This window comes from Guyparkeria halopsychrophila, assembly GCF_044582135.1.
Classification (GTDB): domain Bacteria; phylum Pseudomonadota; class Gammaproteobacteria; order Halothiobacillales; family Halothiobacillaceae; genus Guyparkeria.
The window spans coordinates 31,280-50,380 of sequence record NZ_JBDODP010000020.1; the positions used below are offsets into that span (position 1 = coordinate 31,280).

At 63.0% G+C, this 19,101-nt stretch carries 14 protein-coding genes; 6 read left to right on the forward strand and 8 right to left on the reverse strand.

Features of this window, described 5'->3' with window-relative positions:
- Positions 1-82 precede the first annotated feature (82 nt).
- From pheS to rpmI, 3 genes are all read right to left on the reverse strand, one after another.
- Positions 83-1,093, reverse strand: coding sequence for a phenylalanine--tRNA ligase subunit alpha (gene pheS / locus ABGV18_RS09425; protein ID WP_449728777.1), 1,011 nt, complete (start codon positions 1,091-1,093; stop codon positions 83-85).
- Between the two features lie 206 nt (positions 1,094-1,299).
- Positions 1,300-1,659, reverse strand: a complete 360-nt coding sequence (rplT, locus tag ABGV18_RS09430) for a 50S ribosomal protein L20 (protein ID WP_396580931.1) — start codon at positions 1,657-1,659, stop codon at positions 1,300-1,302.
- Positions 1,660-1,670: 11 nt separating this feature from the next.
- Positions 1,671-1,871 (reverse strand): 50S ribosomal protein L35, encoded by a 201-nt coding sequence (gene rpmI, locus ABGV18_RS09435; protein ID WP_125198480.1) that lies wholly within the window; start codon positions 1,869-1,871, stop codon positions 1,671-1,673.
- Positions 1,872-2,239: 368 nt separating this feature from the next.
- On the opposite strand from rpmI, the gene ABGV18_RS09440 reads away from it, so the two are divergent.
- The gene (locus ABGV18_RS09440) at positions 2,240-3,403 is read left to right on the forward strand and encodes a histone deacetylase family protein (protein WP_396585803.1); all 1,164 of its coding nucleotides are present in this window, start codon (positions 2,240-2,242) and stop codon (positions 3,401-3,403) included.
- 78 nt (positions 3,404-3,481) lie between these two features.
- On the opposite strand, the gene infC is transcribed toward ABGV18_RS09440, so the two are convergent.
- Positions 3,482-4,045, reverse strand: a complete 564-nt coding sequence (infC, locus tag ABGV18_RS09445) for a translation initiation factor IF-3 (RefSeq protein WP_449267488.1) — start codon at positions 4,043-4,045, stop codon at positions 3,482-3,484.
- A 120-nt stretch (positions 4,046-4,165) separates the two neighbouring features.
- Positions 4,166-6,073, reverse strand: a complete 1,908-nt coding sequence (gene thrS / locus ABGV18_RS09450; RefSeq protein ID WP_396585804.1) for a threonine--tRNA ligase — start codon at positions 6,071-6,073, stop codon at positions 4,166-4,168.
- Between the two features lie 773 nt (positions 6,074-6,846).
- On the opposite strand from thrS, the gene ABGV18_RS09455 reads away from it, so the two are divergent.
- The 5 genes from ABGV18_RS09455 to ABGV18_RS09475 all read left to right on the forward strand — a co-directional run bounded on the left by ABGV18_RS09455 (position 6,847) and on the right by ABGV18_RS09475 (position 13,068).
- On the forward strand, positions 6,847-8,265 hold the full coding sequence (locus ABGV18_RS09455; protein ID WP_396582748.1) for a TolC family outer membrane protein: 1,419 nt from the start codon (positions 6,847-6,849) through the stop codon (positions 8,263-8,265).
- Between the two features lie 213 nt (positions 8,266-8,478).
- Positions 8,479-10,620, forward strand: a complete 2,142-nt coding sequence (locus tag ABGV18_RS09460) for a type I secretion system permease/ATPase (RefSeq protein ID WP_396585805.1) — start codon at positions 8,479-8,481, stop codon at positions 10,618-10,620.
- Positions 10,617-12,032, forward strand: coding sequence for an HlyD family type I secretion periplasmic adaptor subunit (locus ABGV18_RS09465; protein WP_396582750.1), 1,416 nt, complete (start codon positions 10,617-10,619; stop codon positions 12,030-12,032). Before ABGV18_RS09460 ends, ABGV18_RS09465 begins: the two co-directional genes overlap by 4 nt.
- A 77-nt stretch (positions 12,033-12,109) precedes the next feature.
- Entirely contained in the window at positions 12,110-12,703 is a 594-nt protein-coding gene (locus tag ABGV18_RS09470; protein ID WP_396585806.1) for a response regulator transcription factor, read from the forward strand.
- Between the two features lie 71 nt (positions 12,704-12,774).
- Positions 12,775-13,068 (forward strand): tryptophan synthase subunit beta like protein, encoded by a 294-nt coding sequence (locus tag ABGV18_RS09475; protein WP_396582753.1) that lies wholly within the window; start codon positions 12,775-12,777, stop codon positions 13,066-13,068.
- Positions 13,069-13,128: 60 nt separating this feature from the next.
- On the opposite strand, the gene ABGV18_RS09480 is transcribed toward ABGV18_RS09475, so the two are convergent.
- The 3 genes from ABGV18_RS09480 to ABGV18_RS09490 all read right to left on the reverse strand — a co-directional run.
- Positions 13,129-15,057, reverse strand: a complete 1,929-nt coding sequence (locus tag ABGV18_RS09480; protein ID WP_396582754.1) for a bifunctional diguanylate cyclase/phosphodiesterase — start codon at positions 15,055-15,057, stop codon at positions 13,129-13,131.
- Positions 15,058-15,065: 8 nt separating this feature from the next.
- The gene (locus ABGV18_RS09485) at positions 15,066-15,788 is read right to left on the reverse strand and encodes a transglutaminase-like cysteine peptidase (RefSeq protein WP_396582755.1); all 723 of its coding nucleotides are present in this window, start codon (positions 15,786-15,788) and stop codon (positions 15,066-15,068) included.
- A 224-nt stretch (positions 15,789-16,012) separates the two neighbouring features.
- Positions 16,013-19,101, reverse strand: a 3,089-nt coding sequence (locus ABGV18_RS09490) for an Ig-like domain-containing protein (RefSeq protein ID WP_396585807.1), incomplete at its 5' end; no start/stop codon positions are given.

The following is a 19,101-nucleotide window of genomic DNA, read 5'->3' on the forward strand; positions in this document are numbered from 1 at the left end:
CGGTCGGCCGCCCCGGTGGTGCGGGCGGCCGGGCACACAAATCGGTTGTCGTGGCGGAACAGCCGCCGCAACGGGCATCGGGTTACTGGAACTGCCGCAAAAAGCGCAGGTCGTTCTCGAAAAAGGCGCGCAGGTCGTCGACCCCGTAGCGGAGCATCGCCAGGCGCTCGACGCCCATGCCGATGGCGAAACCGCTCACCTCGGCCGGGTCGAGACCCACCGAGCGCAGCACGTTGGGGTGGACCATGCCGGCACCGAGCACCTCGATCCAGCCGGTCTTCTTGCACACGCGGCAGCCGTCGCCACCGCAGTGGACGCACTGGATGTCCACCTCCGCCGATGGCTCGGTAAAGGGAAAGAACGACGGGCGCAGGCGGACCGGCAGATCCTCGCGTTCGAACAGCGCGGCGAGGAAGGTCTCCAGCGTCGCGCGCAGGTCGGTGAAGCGCACGTTCTCGTCGAGGTAGAGCACCTCGATCTGGTGGAACATGGGCGAATGCGTCATGTCCGAGTCGCAGCGGTAGACACGACCGGGCGCGATCACCTTCAGCGGCGGTTTGCACTCTTGCATGGCGCGGATTTGCACCGGCGAGGTATGGGTGCGCAGCAGGTGGTTGGCGTCGAAGTAGAACGTGTCGTGCATCGCCCGGGCCGGGTGGCTCTCGGGGATGTTCAGCGCGGTGAAGTTATGCCAGTCGTCCTCGATCTCCGGGCCTTCGGCAATGCGAAAACCCATCGCCTGGAAGATGGCGGAGACGCGCTCGGTGATCTGGGTAACCGGGTGCTTGGCACCGGGCGGGCGGCGGCGGCCGGGCAGGGTGACGTCGATCGACTCGTTGGCGAGCTTGGCGGCCAGGGCCTCGGCCTGGAGTGTCTCGCGACGGCCCTTGAGCGCGCCGATGACCCGGTCCTTGACCGCGTTGATGGCCGCCCCTTGCGTCTTGCGCTCCTCGGGGACGAGCTGGCCGAGGGTCTTCATCTGGGCCGTGATCGATCCCTTCTTGCCGGTGTATTCCACCCGCAGGGCCTCGAGTGCGTCGAGACTATCGGCCGCCTCGATGCGTGCCAGTGCGTCGGTCTCCAAGGTGTCCAGGGAGTTGCTCACCGCTTAAACGCTCCTTCCAGTTGCTGTGCCGCCCTTTGCCAGAGACCGTGGGCACCGGCGTCTGACGAAGGACGGTATTGTGGCGTAAAGCCCAACAAAATCAATGCCTTCAATGAAAAAAGGCGCCAATGAGGCGCCTTTCGGGAATTCGAATGGACGACCCGTGGCCGTCCATGATCCGAGATCGGTCCGGATCAGCCCGCCAGAGCGGTCTTCGCCTGTTCGGCCAGGGCGGCAAAGCCCGGCTTGTCGTGCACCGCGATGTCGGCGAGGACCTTGCGGTCGACCTCGACGTTGGCCTTGTTCAGGCCATCCATCATGCGGCTGTACGATAGGCCGTTGTTGCGTGCCTCGGCGTTGATGCGGGTGATCCACAGGGCGCGGAACACGCGCTTCTTCGCGCGACGGTCACGATAGGCGTACTGACCGGCCTTGATGACCGCCTGCTTGGCAGAGCGGTAGGTACGCGAACGGGCACCGTAGTAACCCTTCGCCTTGTTCAGGACTTTCTTGTGCTTGGCATGGGCGGTAACGCCACGCTTAACTCGTGCCATGGTCTATCTCCTCACTTCTTGCCGTAGGGCATCATGCGCTCGACGAGCTGGACATCGGCCTCGTGAACGTAGGCCGGCGAGCCGAGCTGACGCTTCCGCTTCGACGATTTCTTCGTGAGGATGTGACGCAGGTGCGACTGACGCCGCTTGACGCCGCCCGCGGTAATCTTGAACCGCTTGGCGGCCCCGCGATTAGTCTTGATCTTGGGCATGATCAACTCCAGTTCTGGTTTGTTTTTGGATATCCGGCCACGTCGGAGTGTTTAACGTGCGCGGACGATTTCACCGTTGCCTGCCCTCGAGGGTCCCGGGGCGGCGAAACGGCGCATGAGAATACCGGAGAGCGGTCATGATCGCAATCCTTGAGTAAAAAGCGGAGGTGGGCGGTGGGCCCGTAAAAGACGGTCGGCGAGGGCTGATGCGGCGTTCTGATAAGAAACGGCGACGCGCCGTTCTGTCAAAGCAGAACGAAGGACTATGCTTGACCGAGGGTCTGGCGAGGACCTGCCTCACGCCGGGGTATGCCGGGGTTGGGCGGAGTCACTGGACCTTCCTAAATCTTCTTCCGGAGTTTTGCTAGATGAAGGAGACCGTGCTGATTTATTACGACGCGCGCATGCTCGGCCACGAGCCGTCGGGCTGGGACACCGATCACCCGGAATGGAGCGATGCCGTCAAGGCGATGATCGCTCACCAATATCCCGAGGCCAGTCTGGAGAGCTACGCCTACCCCGAGCGCCCAGAGCGGTTGACGACCATTTTCGAACGGCTGCAGGCCGAGCCGGTCGACGGCCAAGCCTGGCGGACCCCGACGCTGGCCACGCATGCGCAACTCCAGCGGGTCCATTCGGTCGAGCATTTGGCTTATATCGAGTCGCTTGTCGGTGGCTCGGGCTGGCTGGCACAGGACACCACGGCGGTGTCCCCCGAGAGTGTGGTCGCCGCGAGACTGGCGGCCGGCGCCGGCATCAGCGCAATCGAGGCAATAACCGCTGGTGAAAGGCACCATGCGTTCTGTCTCGTGCGTCCGCCGGGGCACCACGCCTCTTCTGATCACGCCAGGGGCTTTTGCCTGTACAACAACATCGCGGTGGCCGCCATGCATGCGCGGGAGTCGTTGGGCTATGGCCGCGTGATGATCTGGGACTGGGACATGCATCACGGCAACGGCACCCAGGACATATTCTACGACCAGCCCGACGTACTGGTCGTCGACAGCCATTGCGCGGCCCCGTTCTATCCCGGGACCGGCAGGCTGGCTGAAACCGGCACGGGGGCCGGACTGGGCTCTCACCTGAACGTACCCTATCCCACGGGGAGCGGCAACGCGGCGCTGCTTGATGTGTTCGAGCAGGTGGTTCGCCCGGCGGCGCGGGCCTTCCGGCCGGAACTTATCCTGATTTCCGCCGGTTTTGACTGTCACTATCTGGACCAGATCTGTGCCATGGACGAAACCGGCTTTGCGGCCCTGACGCAGCGCGTGTGCGCACTGGCGCACGAAATTTGCGATGACCGACTGGTGCTGATGCTCGAAGGTGGCTACAACGCGCAGGCACTGTCGGACAGCGCGCACGCCACCATCCGTGCGCTGGCCGGCCACACGATTAGCGAGATCAATGTGTTGCCCGAGGACGAAGGCCGTGCCGCGGTAGCCGATGCGGCACGATTCCATGCCGACACCATTGCCGCGCTTGGGTGGCGGTCGGGGGCGTCAAATGCCGCCAGCGGTTCGCAACCCAGTTGACCGTGTCCGGCAAACAAAAAACCCGCCGAGTGGGCGGGTTTTAGGAATCGCTGAACGCCGAAGCGTTCAGGTGTTGGCTCAGGTCTTGGCCGGGCGCGGCGCCATCACCATGGTGGCCTGACGGCCTTCCATGCGTGGCCTTTGCTCGACGGCAGCCAGCTCCGACAGATCTCCCTCGATTCGAGAAAGCAGCTCGGCACCCAGATCTCGGTGGGCCATCTCTCGACCGCGGAAACGCAGGGTGATCTTCACCTTGTCGCCGGCCTCGAGGAAGCGAGTCGCATTGCGCAACTTGACCTGGTAGTCGTGATCTTCCGTCCCGGGACGGAATTTCACCTCCTTGATCTCGATGTGCTTCTGCTTCTTCTTCGCCTCGTTCGCCTTCTTGCTCTGCTGATACTTGAACTTGCCGAAGTCCATGATCTTGCAGACAGGCGGTTTGGCGGTCGGTGAGACCTCTACCAAGTCCAAGGCGGCGTCCTGAGCCCGGCTCATTGCCTCATCCGTGGGGACGACTCCGACCTGTTCGCCGTTTTCGTCGACCAATCGGACTTCCCGAACGTTGATTTGATCATTGATCCTGGGGTCGTTGCTACTGCTGCGACCCGCTCCGCGTTGTTGAGCGATGTTCGTACCCTCCAGTCAGGTTTGAACCGAATAGTACCCCGAAAAGCCGTCGGCCCGGGGCGATGTTGCGAAAATTAGCACACAAGTCGCGGTCGTTGCCAACCGCGGCCCGTTTTAACGGGCTTGCCTCTTGGCTTAACGATGCTCGCTGATCTCGCCCTTGAGTCGCTCGATCAACTCGTCGACCTTGATCGAGCCAAGATCCTCGCCCGAGCGGGTGCGCACGGAAACCGAGTCGGCGTCGATCTCTCGGTCGCCGGCGACCAGCAGGTAAGGCACACGCTCGAGTGTGTGCTCGCGGATTTTGAAGCCGACCTTCTCGTTGCGTAGATCGGCCTGTGCCCGCAGGCCCGCGTCCTTCAGTCGCTCGGCCACCGCGTCGACATACTCGGCATGCTTGTCGGTGATGCCCATGGTCACGGCCTGTGTCGGGGCGAGCCACAGCGGCATCTGGCCGGCGTGATGTTCGATCAGGATGCCGATGAAACGTTCCATGGAGCCGACGATGGCGCGGTGCAGCATCACCGGATGCTGGCGCTCGCTGTGCTCGTCGATGTAGGTGGCGCCCAGACGCTCGGGCATCATGAAATCCACCTGAATGGTGCCGAGCTGCCAGGTCCGGCCGATGGCATCACTCAAGTGATATTCGATCTTTGGCCCGTAGAAGGCGCCTTCGCCGGGCAGCTCCTCCCACTGGACGTCGGCGGCACGCAGGGCGCTGCGCAGCGCTTCTTCCGCCGCGTCCCAGACCTCATCATTGCCCATGCGCTTTTCCGGACGGGTGGCGATCTTCACCTGCACGTCGGTGAAACCGAAGGTCTCGTAGACCCCCAATGCCTGGCCGTGGAAGGCACGCACCTCCGGCTCGATCTGCTTTTCGGTACAGAAGATGTGGCCGTCGTCCTGGGTAAAGCCGCGCACGCGCAGGATGCCGTGCAGTGCGCCCGAGGGCTCGTTGCGGTGGCAGGAGCCGAACTCGCCGTAGCGGATCGGCAGGTCGCGGTATGAGTGCAGGCCGTGGTTGAACACCTGGACGTGGCCCGGGCAGTTCATCGGCTTGACCGCGTAGGTGCGCTTCTCCGACTCGGTGAAGAACATGTTTTCCTGGTAGTTGTCCCAATGGCCGGACTTCTTCCACAGGGACACGTCCAGGATCTGCGGGCACTTGATCTCGTCGTAGCCCGAGCGCTTGTAGACGCCGCGCATGTAGGATTCGATCACCTGCCAGATCGCCCAGCCACGCGGGTGCCAGAACACCAGGCCCGGCGCCTCGTCCTGGAAGTGGAAGAGATCCAGCTGCTTGCCCAGGCGGCGGTGGTCGCGCTTCTCGGCCTCCTCGCGCTGCTTGAGATAGCGCTTGAGCTCCTTGTCGGAAGCGAACGCCGTGCCGTAGACGCGGGTGAGCATCTCGTTGTCCGAGTCCCCGCGCCAGTAGGCACCGGCCACCTTCAACAGCTTGAAGGCCTTGAGCTTGTTGGTGTGCGGCACGTGCGGGCCGCGGCAGAGATCGGTGAAGTCACCCTGGGTGTAGATGGAGAGCTCTTGCTCGCCCGGGATGTCCTTGATGATCTCGACCTTGTAGTTCTCGCCCAGGTCCTTGAAGAAGCGCACGGCATCGTCGCGTTCCATCACGCGGCGCTCGAGCTCGTCGCCCTCGCTGGCCAGCTCGCGCATGCGGGTTTCGATCTTCTCCAGATCCTCGTCGTTGAAGGGGCGGTCGAAGGCGAAGTCGTAGTAGAAGCCCTGGTCGATGACCGGGCCGATGGTGACCTGTGCTTCCGGGTAGAGCTGCTTGACCGCCTGGGCCATCAGGTGCGCGGTGGAGTGGCGGATGATCTCGACGCCCTCCTGGTCCTTCGCGGTGACAATGGCGATGTCCGCATCGTTCTCGATGGCCCGCGAGAGATCGACCAGCTTGCCGTCGATCTTGCCGGCAACGGCTGCCTTGGCCAGGCCAGGCCCGATGTCGGATGCGATCTCCATGAGCGAGACCGGGTGGTCGAACGTGCGCTGACTGCCGTCGGGTAGCGTGATAGTCGGCATGTGCCCTCCTGAGCTGGGATGCCAGTGGCGGGCCCTACCAAAGCCCGCGTTTGCATCCGTGTGGGTCGAAGGGTGCGAACAGCCGGAATCGCCGTGGTGCACCCGCCATGGTGTGTCGAAAGTTGGCGGATGATAACAAAGCCGCCTGATCGCGTGGAGTCGACTTTGGGCGGGAGACTCTGTCTTACCGGGCGAATCCGCGCTCGATGCCCTTGCGGTGAGTTGCCTGCCCACACGCGGGCTGACGTTCAGGTTTGTGCCAGAAGGCGCGGTGGCCACGCGGGGAATGGTGCCCGATCGCACTTTAACGTGAGGATCATCCGGCCAGACGAGCGCATACTAATGCCGCCGACCTGGTCTTAAGTGGTTGATCACTTGTCCGGAATTTCGTGTTCCGTTTTGTTCCTGTCTGGTCGAATGCGTGACGGGCTAAGCTTCAGGCGAGGATTGGCGTGCGTTGCGTGCGGGTCAGTTGTGGAGCCCTGAGGGAACACATCGTGGCCCGCCAGGGCGTGACGCGCCGATTCGGGCTCGGGTATCCAGTATGTCGTGAATCGGCCTGACCCTTGATTTACTAGACAGCTGGCTGCCCGTCGAGTTTCACGAAATGCAAAAAAACTGACTCCAAATCGGGAGATGAGCCGCTTGATGCCGCCAGTGGACGGGGCAGGAGATGGGGAGTCATCAAACAATCGATAGCGGTACGCAGCGGGATGCCTACGTGCCGGTTTTGGCCAATCGGATTTATCCATCGGATGGCAGGGGATTAGGCGATGAAAACAAAAAAACAGAAAACACTGGCAGCGCTAGTGGCTGCCGGACTGATGGGCGCGTCGATGACCGTGGTGGCGCAGTCGGATCAGACGGCGGAACTGCCGACGGCCGTTCAACAGGCGATCCAGGGGAACCCGGACGTGCAGGCGAGCTGGCACGCCTTTCTCTCCTCGGGACACGACATCGACGTGGCCCGCGGGGGGTATCTGCCGACGGTCGACGCGGTTGCCAGTGTCGGGCAGGAGTCGCGTAACTACGGGGTGAACGAGAACTATTCCGTTGCCGCGGCGGAAATCTCGCTCACGCAGATGCTTTACGACGGGTTTTTCACCCGCTCGGAGGTCGAGCGCCTCGACAATGCGCAACTTGTTCGTTACTACGAACTGCTCGGCAGCGCAGAGGACATCGCGCTGGAGACGCTGACGGCCTACCAGGACGTCCAGCGACAGCGAGAATTGGTCGAACTGGCCGACGAAATCTACCGGGAGCACCTCGAGGTCCAGGACCAGGTCGCGGAAAGCTCGCGTGCCGGCGTGGCGCGCGGTGCGGATCTGGAACAGATCAATGCTCGGGTGGCATTGTCCGAATCCAATCTGGTCAACGAAATTTCGAATCTGCACGACGTGTCGGCCCGTTACTTGCGGATCGTCGGCCACTCGCCGGCTGAGCGTCTTGCGCCCATTTCGCTTGACGATTCTGCCCTGCCCGCGGGCGTAGCCGAGGCCCTGCAATTGGCCTATGAGGGAAACCCGTCATTCCGCGCGGCCCTGCGAGATATCGAAGCGTCGCATGCCGCCGTTGAGAGCCGACGCGCGGCCAACCACCCGCGGTTGAATCTGAACGCCAGCTACGGGATGGACAATCGCGATGACTTCGGGGTGCGCGAGAACCAACGTGATGCCCGTATCGGCCTCGAGTTGCGGTACAACCTCTACAACGGTGGCAGCGATCGAGCCGCGATCAAGAGTGCCGCTGAGGAGCTGAACGTCTCCAAGAGCCTGCGGGACAAGGCCTGCGTGGACATGCGCCAAACCTTGCAGATTGCCTACCACGACGTCAGGAAGCTCACCGACCAGGTTGAAACGCTGAACAGCTATCGGCTTGCCGCCGATCGGGTGCGTGTCGCCTATGGCAACCAGTTCCAGATCGGTCAGCGCACCCTGCTCGATGTACTCGATTCGGAAAACGAGTACTTCCAAGCCAGTCGTTCCTACGTCAACGCTCAGGCGGACCGACGCGTGGCGATAGCCCGGGTACTGGCATCCAGCGGCCGATTGCTTGAATCACTGGACGTGCGCCGCGACGGTCTGCCGAGCCTGGCCGACCTGGGCGCCGATCGTCTGCCGGTCGATCCAGAGACCGCCTGCCCCAGTGTCGATATTGCCATGAACCTCCCCGAGGTGCCCCGTACTCAATGAGTGCCGGGTGTGTGAAGCAGGATGAGGCGTGCCAACGGCTCCACGTCGCCAGGCGTGGCCGAGATGGGCGCCTGAGCCTGTCGCTGTCTCGGTGGCGCGGACACACAACGCCTCGGTCGACCCCCAACAGCCTCGAATCGACGCAATCGTGCGTGTCGGTTGCTGGCACGGTGGGGGAACGTTGCCGGCGGTTTTGCATTACGTGGGGGTTGAATGTCGAACGAACGGGTTGAACATGGCGGTGATGCGCTCACCGACTGCCTGATGTTCCTGTGCCGGTACCACGGCACGCCCATGTCGCGCGAGTCGTTGATTGCCGGGTTGCCTCTCGAGAACGGCCGGCTGGCGCCGCCGGAATTTGAGCGGGCGGCGAGGCGGGCGCGCCTGTCGAGTCAATTCGTTTCGGGCAAGCTGCGGGCCGTAAATCCGGCGCTGTTGCCTGCCATCGTTCTGCGTCAGGACAACAGCGCCTGCGTGATCACGGGACTGGATCGTAAGTCCGGGGTCGCCACGGTGATCTACCCCGAGTTGAACGACGCGGAAGTCGAAATCGATCTGAGCGACCTGGAAGCCGAATTCGACGGCTGGTTCATCTACGTTCAGCCGCGATTCCAGTTCGACGAGCGTGCCGGACGACAGGCGCCAAGGCGCGACCAGCACTGGTTCTGGGGCGTGATCCGCGAGAATCGCGGTCTTTACCGTGATGTGCTGGTCGCGGCCGTGATGATCAACCTGTTCGCGGTCGCGATGCCGTTGTTCATCATGAACGTCTACGACCGGGTGGTGCCGAACGCCGCGACCGACACCCTTTGGGTGTTGGGGGCGGGCGTGCTGCTCGCCATCAGCGCCGACCTGACATTGCGCATCATGCGTAGCCGATTCGTCGATCTCGCTGCCAGCCGCGCGGACGTCAAGCTTTCCTCGCGCATCATGGAGCGCGTGTTGGGCATGCGCATGGCCAATCGCCCCACCTCGACGGGTTCGTTCGCCAACACGGTGCATGCCTTCGAGTCGGTCAGGGCGTTCATTGGTTCGATGAGTGTGGTCGCCCTGGTCGATCTGCCCTTCGTGTTGCTCTTCGCCGGGATCGTCGCGTTGATCGGTTGGCAACTCGTGATCCCCATCGCCTTGGGGGCGGTGGGCGTGTTGCTCTACGCGCTGAGCGCACAGTCGCGGTTGCAGCGGCTTTCCGAGGACGCCATGCGCGCCGGCGCGATGCGCAATGCCACCCTGGTCGAGGGGCTGACCGATATCGAGACGGTCAAGGCCTTCGGCGTGGAAAGCCGGATCCAGGCGAACTGGGAGAAGAGTTCGGTTTTCCTGGCGCAGAACGCGGCCCGGATGCGGCTGATCTCGGCATCGGTGGTCAGTGGCGCGCAATGGGCGCAGCACGCGGTCGGTATCGCCATCATCGTGTTGGGCGTCTACCTGATCATGCAGGGGGAGCTGAGTCTCGGCGGGATGATCGCCGCTTACCTGTTGTCGTCGCGGGCCATGGCGCCGATCGGCCAGGCGGCGGGACTCGTGATGCAGTATCACCAGTCGGCGGCCGCGCTGGATGCGCTCGACGAGGTGATGGGACAGCCGGTCGAGCGCCCGGACGGCAAGTCGTGGATCAGTCGGCCCGGCTTGAAGGGCGAGATCGAGTTTCGCAACGTGAGCTTTTCCTATCCGCAGACCGGCGGAGTCGTGCTCGATGACGTCAGCTTCCATATTGGTGCCGGTGAGCACGTGGCCGTGCTGGGTCGGAACGGATCGGGCAAGAGCACGATCGAGAAACTGATCCTCGGCCTCTACGAACCGGATGCCGGGGCGGTACTGATCGACGGGGTCGATGCCCGCCAGATCGATCCGGCGGAACTGCGTCGGGCCATCGGGTATGTGCCTCAGGACATTTCGCTATTCCACGGCTCTCTGCAGGAGAACCTGACCCTGGGGGCGGCGGACGTCGACGATGCGCGGATACTCGAGGTAGCCAAGCTCAGCGGGCTGGCGACGATGATCAACCGGCACCCGGATGGTTTCGACATGCCGATGGGTGAGCGCGGCCAGTTTGTCTCCGGTGGGCAGCGCCAGTCGATCGCCATTGCCCGGGCGTTGTTGCATGACCCGCCGATGCTGGTGCTCGACGAGCCGACCGGGTCGCTGGACCATTCCACCGAGGCGTTGATCAAGCGCAACCTAGAGCAAGTCGCCCAGCACAAGACCTTGTTGGTCAACACGCATCGAAGCTCCATGCTGGGGCTGGTGGACCGTATTCTGGTCATCGATGCCGGTAAGTTGGTCGCCGATGGGGCCAAGGAAGAGGTCATCGAGGCCTTGCGTCAGGGACGCATCTCGGGAGCGGAGCGATGAGCGAGAAACGCCGAAAGACGCTCGAGGAACGTGGCTTCGAAGGGGTGGGGCGGTTGACCACGTCGAGACGGGCCTCGGCTGGCGAATCGGGCTACCAGGGCCGTCCGCGCGACGAACGCCCCGGTCCCTGGGCCGCTCAGGCGGGGTGGGCGCAGGTGCAACAGAACCCGGTGCGTGCCCGTGCCTTGCTCTACACCCTGTTTTTCGCCCTGATCGCGCTGATTGTCTGGGCGGGCTTTGCGGAACTCGACGAGGTGACGCGGGGCCAGGGCAAGGTGATTCCGTCACAGAAGACCCAACTCGTGCAGTCGCTCGATGGCGGCACGATCCGGGAAATCCTGGTGAGCGAGGGCGATTTTGTCGAGCAGGGCGACTTGCTGGTGACGATCGACCAGACGCGCTCCATGTCGAGCCTGCGTGAAAACCAGGCCAAGAGCCAGGCACTGCGGGCCGAGGTGGCCCGCCTGGTCGCGCTGACCGGCGAGGAGCCTTTGACGTTTCCCGCGGATCTCGAACGCGAGGCCCCCGAGTTCATCGCCCGGGAACGACGTCTGTACGAATCCAGTCGACGCGAGCTGGAAGAGCAGGTCTCGATTCATCGGGAACAGTTGGAGCAACGTCGACAGGATCTGCGCGAGGCCGAGGCGGCCCGCACGCAACATGCCCGAGCGCTCAATCTCATCCGACGTGAGCTGAACGTCACGCGGCCACTGCTCAACTCCGGGGCTGTCTCCGACATCGACATCATCCGGCTCGAACGCGACGAGGCCAACACCCTCGGCGAAATGTCGCGTGCGGAGGCGGCGATCACGCGGGCAAAATCCGCCATCGAGGAGGCAACAGGCCGGATCGAAGAGGTGCGCTTGAATGCCTTCAATCGCTGGCGCGCCGAACTGGCCGACGCCAGCGCTCGCCTCGAGGCCCTGGGCGAAGCCGAGGTGGGTCTGGTCGACCGGGTAGAGCAGACCCGGGTGAGGGCACCGATGGATGGCACCGTGCAGCGCCTGTTCGTCAACACCACCGGCGGTGTCGTGGGACCGGGACGCGAGATTCTCGAGATCACGCCGACAAACGACAAGCTGTTGGTGGAGGCGCGCATCAATCCCAAGGACATCGCTTACCTCCGGCCGGGGTTGCCCGCCAAGGTCAAGTTGAGTGCCTACGATTTCACGCGTTTCGGGGGGCTGGAGGCGTCCGTGACGCACATCAGCTCGGACACCATTACCGACGAGGACGACAACACCTTCTATCTCGTGCGCCTGGAAACGCGTGAAACGGGCTTCTCGGCGGAGCAGCCCATCCTGCCCGGGATGGTCGCCGAGGTGGATATCCTCACGGGCAAGAAGACGGTGTTGGAATATCTCCTCAAACCGGTACTGCGTGCCTTCTCTCAATCGATGACAGAGCGATGACTGCCACAAGACACCTTTTTTTGACCGAGCCCGGGTTTCGTACCTCGCGATGGCAGAGCGCCTTTCCGGACGCCTCGGTGGTCGAGTCGACCGAATCGATCGCCGCGCTCGTTGGGAAACCACCGAGCGGGCAGTCCACGTTCGCCTGGGTGTTGACCGGGCAAAGCGGCTGGCAGCGAGCGATCGAGAGCCTGGTGGAGGCGGGGGTAAGCGTGATTGCGATGAGCCGTCAGCCCGACATGAATGAGCTCCGGACCGCGCTTGGCCTGGGTGCCCGCGGTTACGTGCATGCCGTCTCCCCACCGGGGTTGCTGACTCAAGCCGCCCAGGCGGTGCAGTCCGGCGGCATGTGGTTACCTGCGGAGGTGGTGAACGCGGTGGTCCGGGTATTGTCGACCACGTTGGACGGTGACGAGAACGTTCCGCGGGCCGACGATGCGCATCTGGCCAGCCTGACGGAGCGTGAACGCGCGGTGGCCCAAGCGGTGGCCTCGGGGCTCAGCAACAAGGAGGTGGCCCGCCGGCTCGAGATCACCGAGCGAACCGTCAAGGCTCACCTGAGCTCAGCCTTCCGCAAACTCGGCGTCCGTGATCGAATGCAATTGGTGGTCCGGTTGCGGGTGGCAACGGATGGGAAAACGATGTCGTCTGATCGGCTCAGGGGTGCTTAATGGGCAGTGTCTACGTCAAGCGTGACGATAGTGGGGAAATCGTCAAGTTGGGACGGGAGCCGGAGCCGGGAATGACGGAGACGCTTTCGATCGATGACCCCGACGTTCAGCGGCTTCTCGATCTGTCGCGCGGGACTGAGCCTGCCGCGGTTGCCGAGGCCTTGCAACGCTCGGATGCCGAGCTCGTCCGAGTGGTCGAGGACCTGACCAACCTCCTGATCGAAAAAGGCGTGATCCGGTTTACCGAGCTTCCCGCCGCGGCCCAGCGCAAGCTTCTCGATCGCCGCCAGCTGCGCCGTGATCGCAAGGCCCTGGACCTGCTCGCCGGAACCGAGGACAACGGCGACGATCGCTTCATGCCCTGACCGCCGTTTCGGCACGGGACGCCGTGTCGGCACGAAAGCCCTTTCCAGCGGGGCGTTCGTTCAGCCGGGGACGCCGGGCCCACTGGCGCCATCGACACCCAGTTCCCCTAGTACCGCGAGTTCTTCGTTCGAGCGTACGCCATCGGCGATTACGGTCAGGCCAATGGCGTGGGCCATGCCGGTAATGCCGCGCAGGTAATTCCGGTTGGATTCGCTGCCCGCCAGATCGGTGGTCAACGAGCGGTCCAGCTTGAGGTAGACCAGGCCGAGCTCGTGCAGGGCATCGATATCCGTCAAGGCCAGGCCCGCTTTCTCGATGCCGATCCGGTAGCCCAGGGGGACAGCCGCCGCGCAAAACTCGCGGAAGGCGGCCGGGTGGTCGATCACCGCCCGCTCGGCCATCTCGATCGAGACGCGCCCCGCCTGGCGGGTGTACGAGGTCAGCAGGGCCATCAACCGGCTTCTTGCAGACTCGTCCAGAAGGCTTTCGATCGAGAGGTTGACGGCAACCGGCTCGCCGTTGTCCTCGTGGGTCAATCGGTCCAGTTCGCTTGCGAGCACCGCCAGGTCGAGTTGCGGCAGCAGCCCCAGCCGGCGCGCCCAAGGCAGGAACTGACCGGCCGTCCACGTCGTGCTTTCGTTGTCGAGTCGGACCATCGCCTCGTGATGGATCAAGCGGCCGTCGATGTGTCGGGTAGCGAAATGAACGGCGTGGATATGCTGCTCACCAATGGCCGTGGCAAGGATCTCGCGCCATTCGTCGCTGCCATGCATTCGATCGGCATCGCTTGTTGGTGTGGTGCGTTCCAGGCAGGTCGTTTGCTGGTGCTCGGCGCGGGCGAGGGCATCGTCGAGGCGGATCAGGATGGCCGAACGCTCGTCTGCAGAGCCGAAGATATCCGCGGAGAGGGCGAAACGAAGCGCCACGGTCTCGGAATGGCGTGCGACCAGATCATGCATCGTCGCCTCGAGCCGCGTTGCAATGGCTGAGATGTCCAGAATATCGGTGAGGATGAGTGCGAAATCGCTTCCGTTCAGGCGGGCGATGTGGTCATCGGTGAACTGATCGCCGTGGTCGCGGGCGACCTGGTCAAGGCGCACGGTGACCTCGCGGATCAGGGTGTCGGTCTCCTGACGGCCGAGCTGGCGGTTGACGTCGGCCAGATCGACCACCCTGACCAGGAATATCCCGTGGTGACGGTTGGGGTCGTCATCGGCGAGCAGGGCGGCCAGCACGTCGTCGAACCGGCTGCGGTTGCCGACGCCGGTAAGGGAATCGCGCTGCAATCGCTGACGCATCTCCTCGAGCCGGGCGCGTTCCTGGCCCAGCATCTCGCGCACGCGCCCGGCGAGGATATTCATGGCCCTGACCACTCGGCGGAACTCCAGCGTCCGTGGCTCGGACGTGGTGATGAAACGCTGGTTGCCGATGGCCTCGGCCTGGCGGACGACGTCATCGAGCGGTCGCGTGAGCGATTTGAGAACGAACGAACCGAGCAGACCAAGGACCGCGGCGATGCCGAGGAACCAGAGGAACAACTCGACAGTCGTGTCCCAGAGCGCCTCGAGGGCAAAGCCGCTGAGGCTTTCGACGTACAAGGTGCCGTATTGTTGCCAGCCGTCCGGGATCTGCGCGACGCCCGGGGCGACTTCCAATGCGGCAAGGTCGGCAAACCAGCCCGGTACGTCGCCCGCGCCGTCTGAGTCTCGGCTCCGTGAGGCGATGGGGTCGCCTGCAGGGCCAATGATTTCCAGACGCTGGTAGTGCCCGGTGTCGAATTGCGCCGCAATCATCAGCTCGATCAGGACGGGGTCCTTTTCCACCTGGGAAAGCGTCAGGGCCAGGGTGTTGGCATTGTCGATATTCTTGAGGTGCAGTTGCTCCTCGAAATAGGCGCGCGCGCTGTGGAAGCTGATCGCGAGGCTGCTGAGGAACGCGAGGATCATCACCGAGACAATCGCGATCCAGAGTTGTCGGTTCAATGCCATGGCGGGACTCACTCATTCTGCCGTATCGAGGTGTCGCTGGAATCCGTGGGCGCGGACAGGTAGATGCCTTCCTCCTGCGTGCGTTGCAGCACGTCGCGCCAGCGGGAAAGACGGTCGGTGGCTCGGGCTGCCGGACGTGCCTGGCCGCCTACCCAAAGCCCTTCACTGTTGAAACTGAAGACAGGGGTCAGGTCCGGGCGCTGGCCGGCCGGGGCGATCAGGCGCACCAGGCTGTCGAGGATCAGCGGTTCGGCCTGCGGTTCCGGATAGTAGCCGAGCACCATGTGGGCCCGACTGCCCCCTCCCATTCGGGCACGAACGTAGATCAGGCGTAGCTGGCGGTTTTTGATGCCGGCCTCGCGGAGCATCACGTACTTTGCGATGGCGAAGTCCTCGCAGTCGCCCGCGCCATGCCCGATGGTCTCCACCGGGGAGGCCCAGTAGTCGGCACGCCCCCAAAGCTGGTCATCCTCCACGTAGCGAATCCGGCGGTTGAAGAAGGTGTTGACGTGTTCGACTCGTTCGTGAGGCTCGAGATGGCTGGTGTCATCAAGCATCTGCTCGAGCTCGTCGATCACTAACGCTCGGTCTGCGCCGAATCGCTCCAAGACTTCGGCCTTGAGTGTGCCGAAATCGGTGCGCACCTCGGCCTGTCCGAATCCATGAATCATCATGGCGAGACCGAGCGCAATCGCGGCGACGATCAGTCGGGTTGTCCCAGATGCCGGCATGCGCGCCGTCCCGTGAGGTCAGATTCAGGTGCACCCAAGTTGGGCCGAGGGTGCGGGGCGCCGGTGGATGAGCCCATGGCGGATCATCACTCCGGTACCGGCACGCCCGGCTATCTTGAGAACGGGCGGGATGCGATGCGCCGATCCGTAGATCGTCGTGATCGCATCCCGCCCAATCGTACCCCACCTCGTGGTCTTCGACACCGTCTGGTGCCGTTACCGGCTCAGGTGTCGATCTTCAGTTGACCGCTGTCGAGCATGTTCTGGATCAGCTCGTCGGAGTTGGTCGCGCCACCGAAGTCGCTGAACGACTTGTCTTGCAAGGTGATCGTCTGCGTTGCCCCGTCCGACCCACCGTCGTGCGTGACCTGGAAGACCAGATCGTCGCCATCCTGTGCCACCGACAGGAAGTCGCCGATGGGCTGCTCGGTTTCATCGACGAGCAGATCGCGCAGGTCGAGCACATCGTTGCCGGTGCCGAAATCCGTGATGACGTCATTGGCCGGTGCATTCGTGTCGCCCTGGTCGGCCAGGGTCCACTTGAAGACATCGTCGCCGAGCCCGCCGGTGAGCGTATCGTCGCCAGCCAAGCCCGCGAACGCCTCGTCAGCATCGCCACCCACAAGAAGCGCGTCGTCGCCCTCTGTGCCGATCACCGGGGTGAGGTCATCGCTGTGCATGAAGGCCGAGAGCGTGCCTTCGGCGGTCGAGCCGTCCTGATCCTCGACGGTGTAGGTAAACGAATCCTGCTCGAACTGGTGCGTGGGGGTGTAGCTCAGTTCGTCAATGACGTAACCAGAGTTGTTGTTGACATCCCCGGTATCCAAGCCCATTTGCAGGTAGGAGAAGGATTCTGTCGTCTCAATTGCCAGTTCAAAACGGTCGCCGTTGTTATTCACGCCACTGAAGCCGCCTGAGCCAACCACATCGCCGTCATCGTTGTATGCCGTCCAGAAACCAAACTTTTCCTGCGCTTCGTTGAAACGGTTTATTCCAACCGTGAGCTGGTCCGTACTGTCTTCCAACTGAATTAGTATCGACTCGCCGTCATCGATTGTGTTGGCGCCTCCTTTTACCTTTACGCCGACACCGCTTTTCTCGCCTCCATTGAAGGTAATGTTGCCGTTACCTGCGCTCAGAGCAGTCAGGTCTAGGCCACCGTCGCCCTCCAGCGGGATCGTCGTGCTGGCATCGAAGCCCCAGAGTCCAGCCGTCTGCGTTTCCCAGATCTCAGCTGAACTGCCCTGGATATTTACCGGCTCAACGGCATTTGCCTGATAGCTGTAGCTCCCGTCACGCTCGGTGGTAAGCGTCCCGTAGTCGCCCCTGATCGTGATCGGATCACCGTTTTCCGGCACTTGGTGAGCGATGCCCTCAAAGGTCACCGCCGTCAACGCCAAGTCCACGTCCGCCCCGGCATCATTGTCGAGTACGTTGCCCGCGGCATCGTCCCCGGCAGTAACGGCAAGCAAGTCGTCTGTTGTGTCGACGCCGTCATCGAGAATGGCAACGTTGAGCGTGGCCTGAGCCGGGGTGCCGTTCGCATCGGTCAACTCGAGACTGATCGGTTCCTTGTTCAGCGGCTCGCCATTTTCGTTTGTGACCGGGCCGCCGAGCTCGAACTCGTAATCGACCGTGCCGGAATCTGCATCAAAGCCAGTCAGGCGCAGGGTGTTGCCCTCGGGCGTTTCAATAACCACCGGCGTGTCGTTCAGTGCGGCGAGCTGATCGGCGTCAAGGGATACCTGGTCATCGGCGAAGCTGGCATCGCCACTGGTCAGGCTGGCCGCCGCAATCGATAGCGCACCGAGACCGGCCGGTGTGTTCAAGGTGAACTGACCATTGGCGATCTTGCCCGGCTCACCTTCGGCAGGCTCCTCACCTGCGCGCGTGCCGTTATCGAGGAAGGCCTCGTTGACTGTGGTTCCTTCTGGGTCGAGCACGATAATTGACGGCCCGCCGGTCTCGAATGACGTCGGCACCTCCGTGTTGGTTTCGGGGACGTTGATTTCGACCTTCACGGGGTCGCTTCCGTCTCCGTCTCCGTCCTTCACGCTGTACAGGAATTCAGCCGCGCTAAAGGTCTTGTAGCTAATGCTGTCGACAAAGTAGTCGCTACTGTCGTTACCTGAACCATTCGATTGGTGGCCGTCAGCGTACTCGGTCGCAGTAAAGCGCAATTGATCGAATGCGATCCCGTCAGGCAGGTTGAAGCTGCCGTTGTTTCCTCCGATATCGAAGTCAACCGGTTCGCCATCGAGGGTCGCCCCATCTACGCCACTGAAGGTCCAGGTGCCTACCTGCTCTCCGTCCAGGTAGGCGTCAACCTGGCCGACTTCCCCTTCGGTCTTGATCAGGCGGCTGACCGAAATCTCGGCACCATGGGCCGGTCCGTCGAAATCCATGACCAAGGTCTGGGATGTGCCATCCCGGTATCCGAGTTGGTTGGGAACTTGCTGCTGGATGCCGCCGGGGCTGTCATCTCCAGCCCCGACGCCGTCGTTGCCGTAATTCAGCAATGTATTGTCTTGCTCACCGTCATAGCCATAGGCAAAGACGGTTATCCCGGAATCGGCAACCGGTGCCTGGCTGAAATCGATGTTGACTGCATTGCTGCCAGAGCCGTCATCCATCCAGTAGAAATTGGAAGCGTCGGAAAACTCGGTCCCTTGCTGCGCCGGGGCATAGGTGCCATCACCGTCAACATCGATAAAGAGTGCCCCGCTGTCGGGAACCGAATCCAGCGTGAAAGTCAGATCGTCGAGGGGCGTTTCTGCATCAGCACCTCCCAGTGTGGGCGAAGCCTCAGGATCATTCCCATCGACCGTTCCATCCACTGAAAACTGTTTGAACAGAAGTGGGCTCGCCGACACGCCATCTGGAAGAATCGAGTCGGCGTCAAAGACCTCTGCCGTGGTCAACACAGGGTCGGCGACAGGAGGAGTGTTCAGCGCATACTCGCGGGCAGCGCTGGCGGTGAAGTCGTTACCGGCGTCATCGCTGCCGGTGACAGTCGCGTGGACCGTGTCGTTGTCAGCCAGCAGGCTGCCCGGTACGTCGTCGATGGTGTACTCGTTGTCGCCATCGACGGTGCCGGTGAATTTCTCGCCGCCGACCGTCAGGGTGACGGTATCGCCCTCGGTGGCATCCCCACCGACCGAGCCGGTGATGCTGATGGCTTCCTGCCCGGCCTCGTCGCCATCGACGAGGTCATCGCCGGTGACGGGATCGATGGTGATCGTGGCCGAGGCCTCGGTGTCGACGCCGTACTCACGACCGGCGCTGGCGGTGAAGTCGTTGCCGGCGTCATCGC

Coding starts and splice junctions, on each gene's coding strand:
- rplT (WP_396580931.1), bottom strand. CDS start 1,659: ATGGCACGAGTTAAGCGTGGCGTTACCGCCCATGCCAAGCACAAGAAA.
- rpmI (WP_125198480.1), bottom strand. CDS start 1,871: ATGCCCAAGATCAAGACTAATCGCGGGGCCGCCAAGCGGTTCAAGATT.
- ABGV18_RS09440 (WP_396585803.1), top strand. CDS start 2,240: ATGAAGGAGACCGTGCTGATTTATTACGACGCGCGCATGCTCGGCCAC.
- thrS (WP_396585804.1), bottom strand. CDS start 6,073: ATGCCGACTATCACGCTACCCGACGGCAGTCAGCGCACGTTCGACCAC.
- ABGV18_RS09455 (WP_396582748.1), top strand. CDS start 6,847: ATGAAAACAAAAAAACAGAAAACACTGGCAGCGCTAGTGGCTGCCGGA.
- ABGV18_RS09460 (WP_396585805.1), top strand. CDS start 8,479: ATGTCGAACGAACGGGTTGAACATGGCGGTGATGCGCTCACCGACTGC.
- ABGV18_RS09465 (WP_396582750.1), top strand. CDS start 10,617: ATGAGCGAGAAACGCCGAAAGACGCTCGAGGAACGTGGCTTCGAAGGG.
- ABGV18_RS09475 (WP_396582753.1), top strand. CDS start 12,775: ATGACGGAGACGCTTTCGATCGATGACCCCGACGTTCAGCGGCTTCTC.
- ABGV18_RS09480 (WP_396582754.1), bottom strand. CDS start 15,057: ATGGCATTGAACCGACAACTCTGGATCGCGATTGTCTCGGTGATGATC.
- ABGV18_RS09485 (WP_396582755.1), bottom strand. CDS start 15,788: ATGCCGGCATCTGGGACAACCCGACTGATCGTCGCCGCGATTGCGCTC.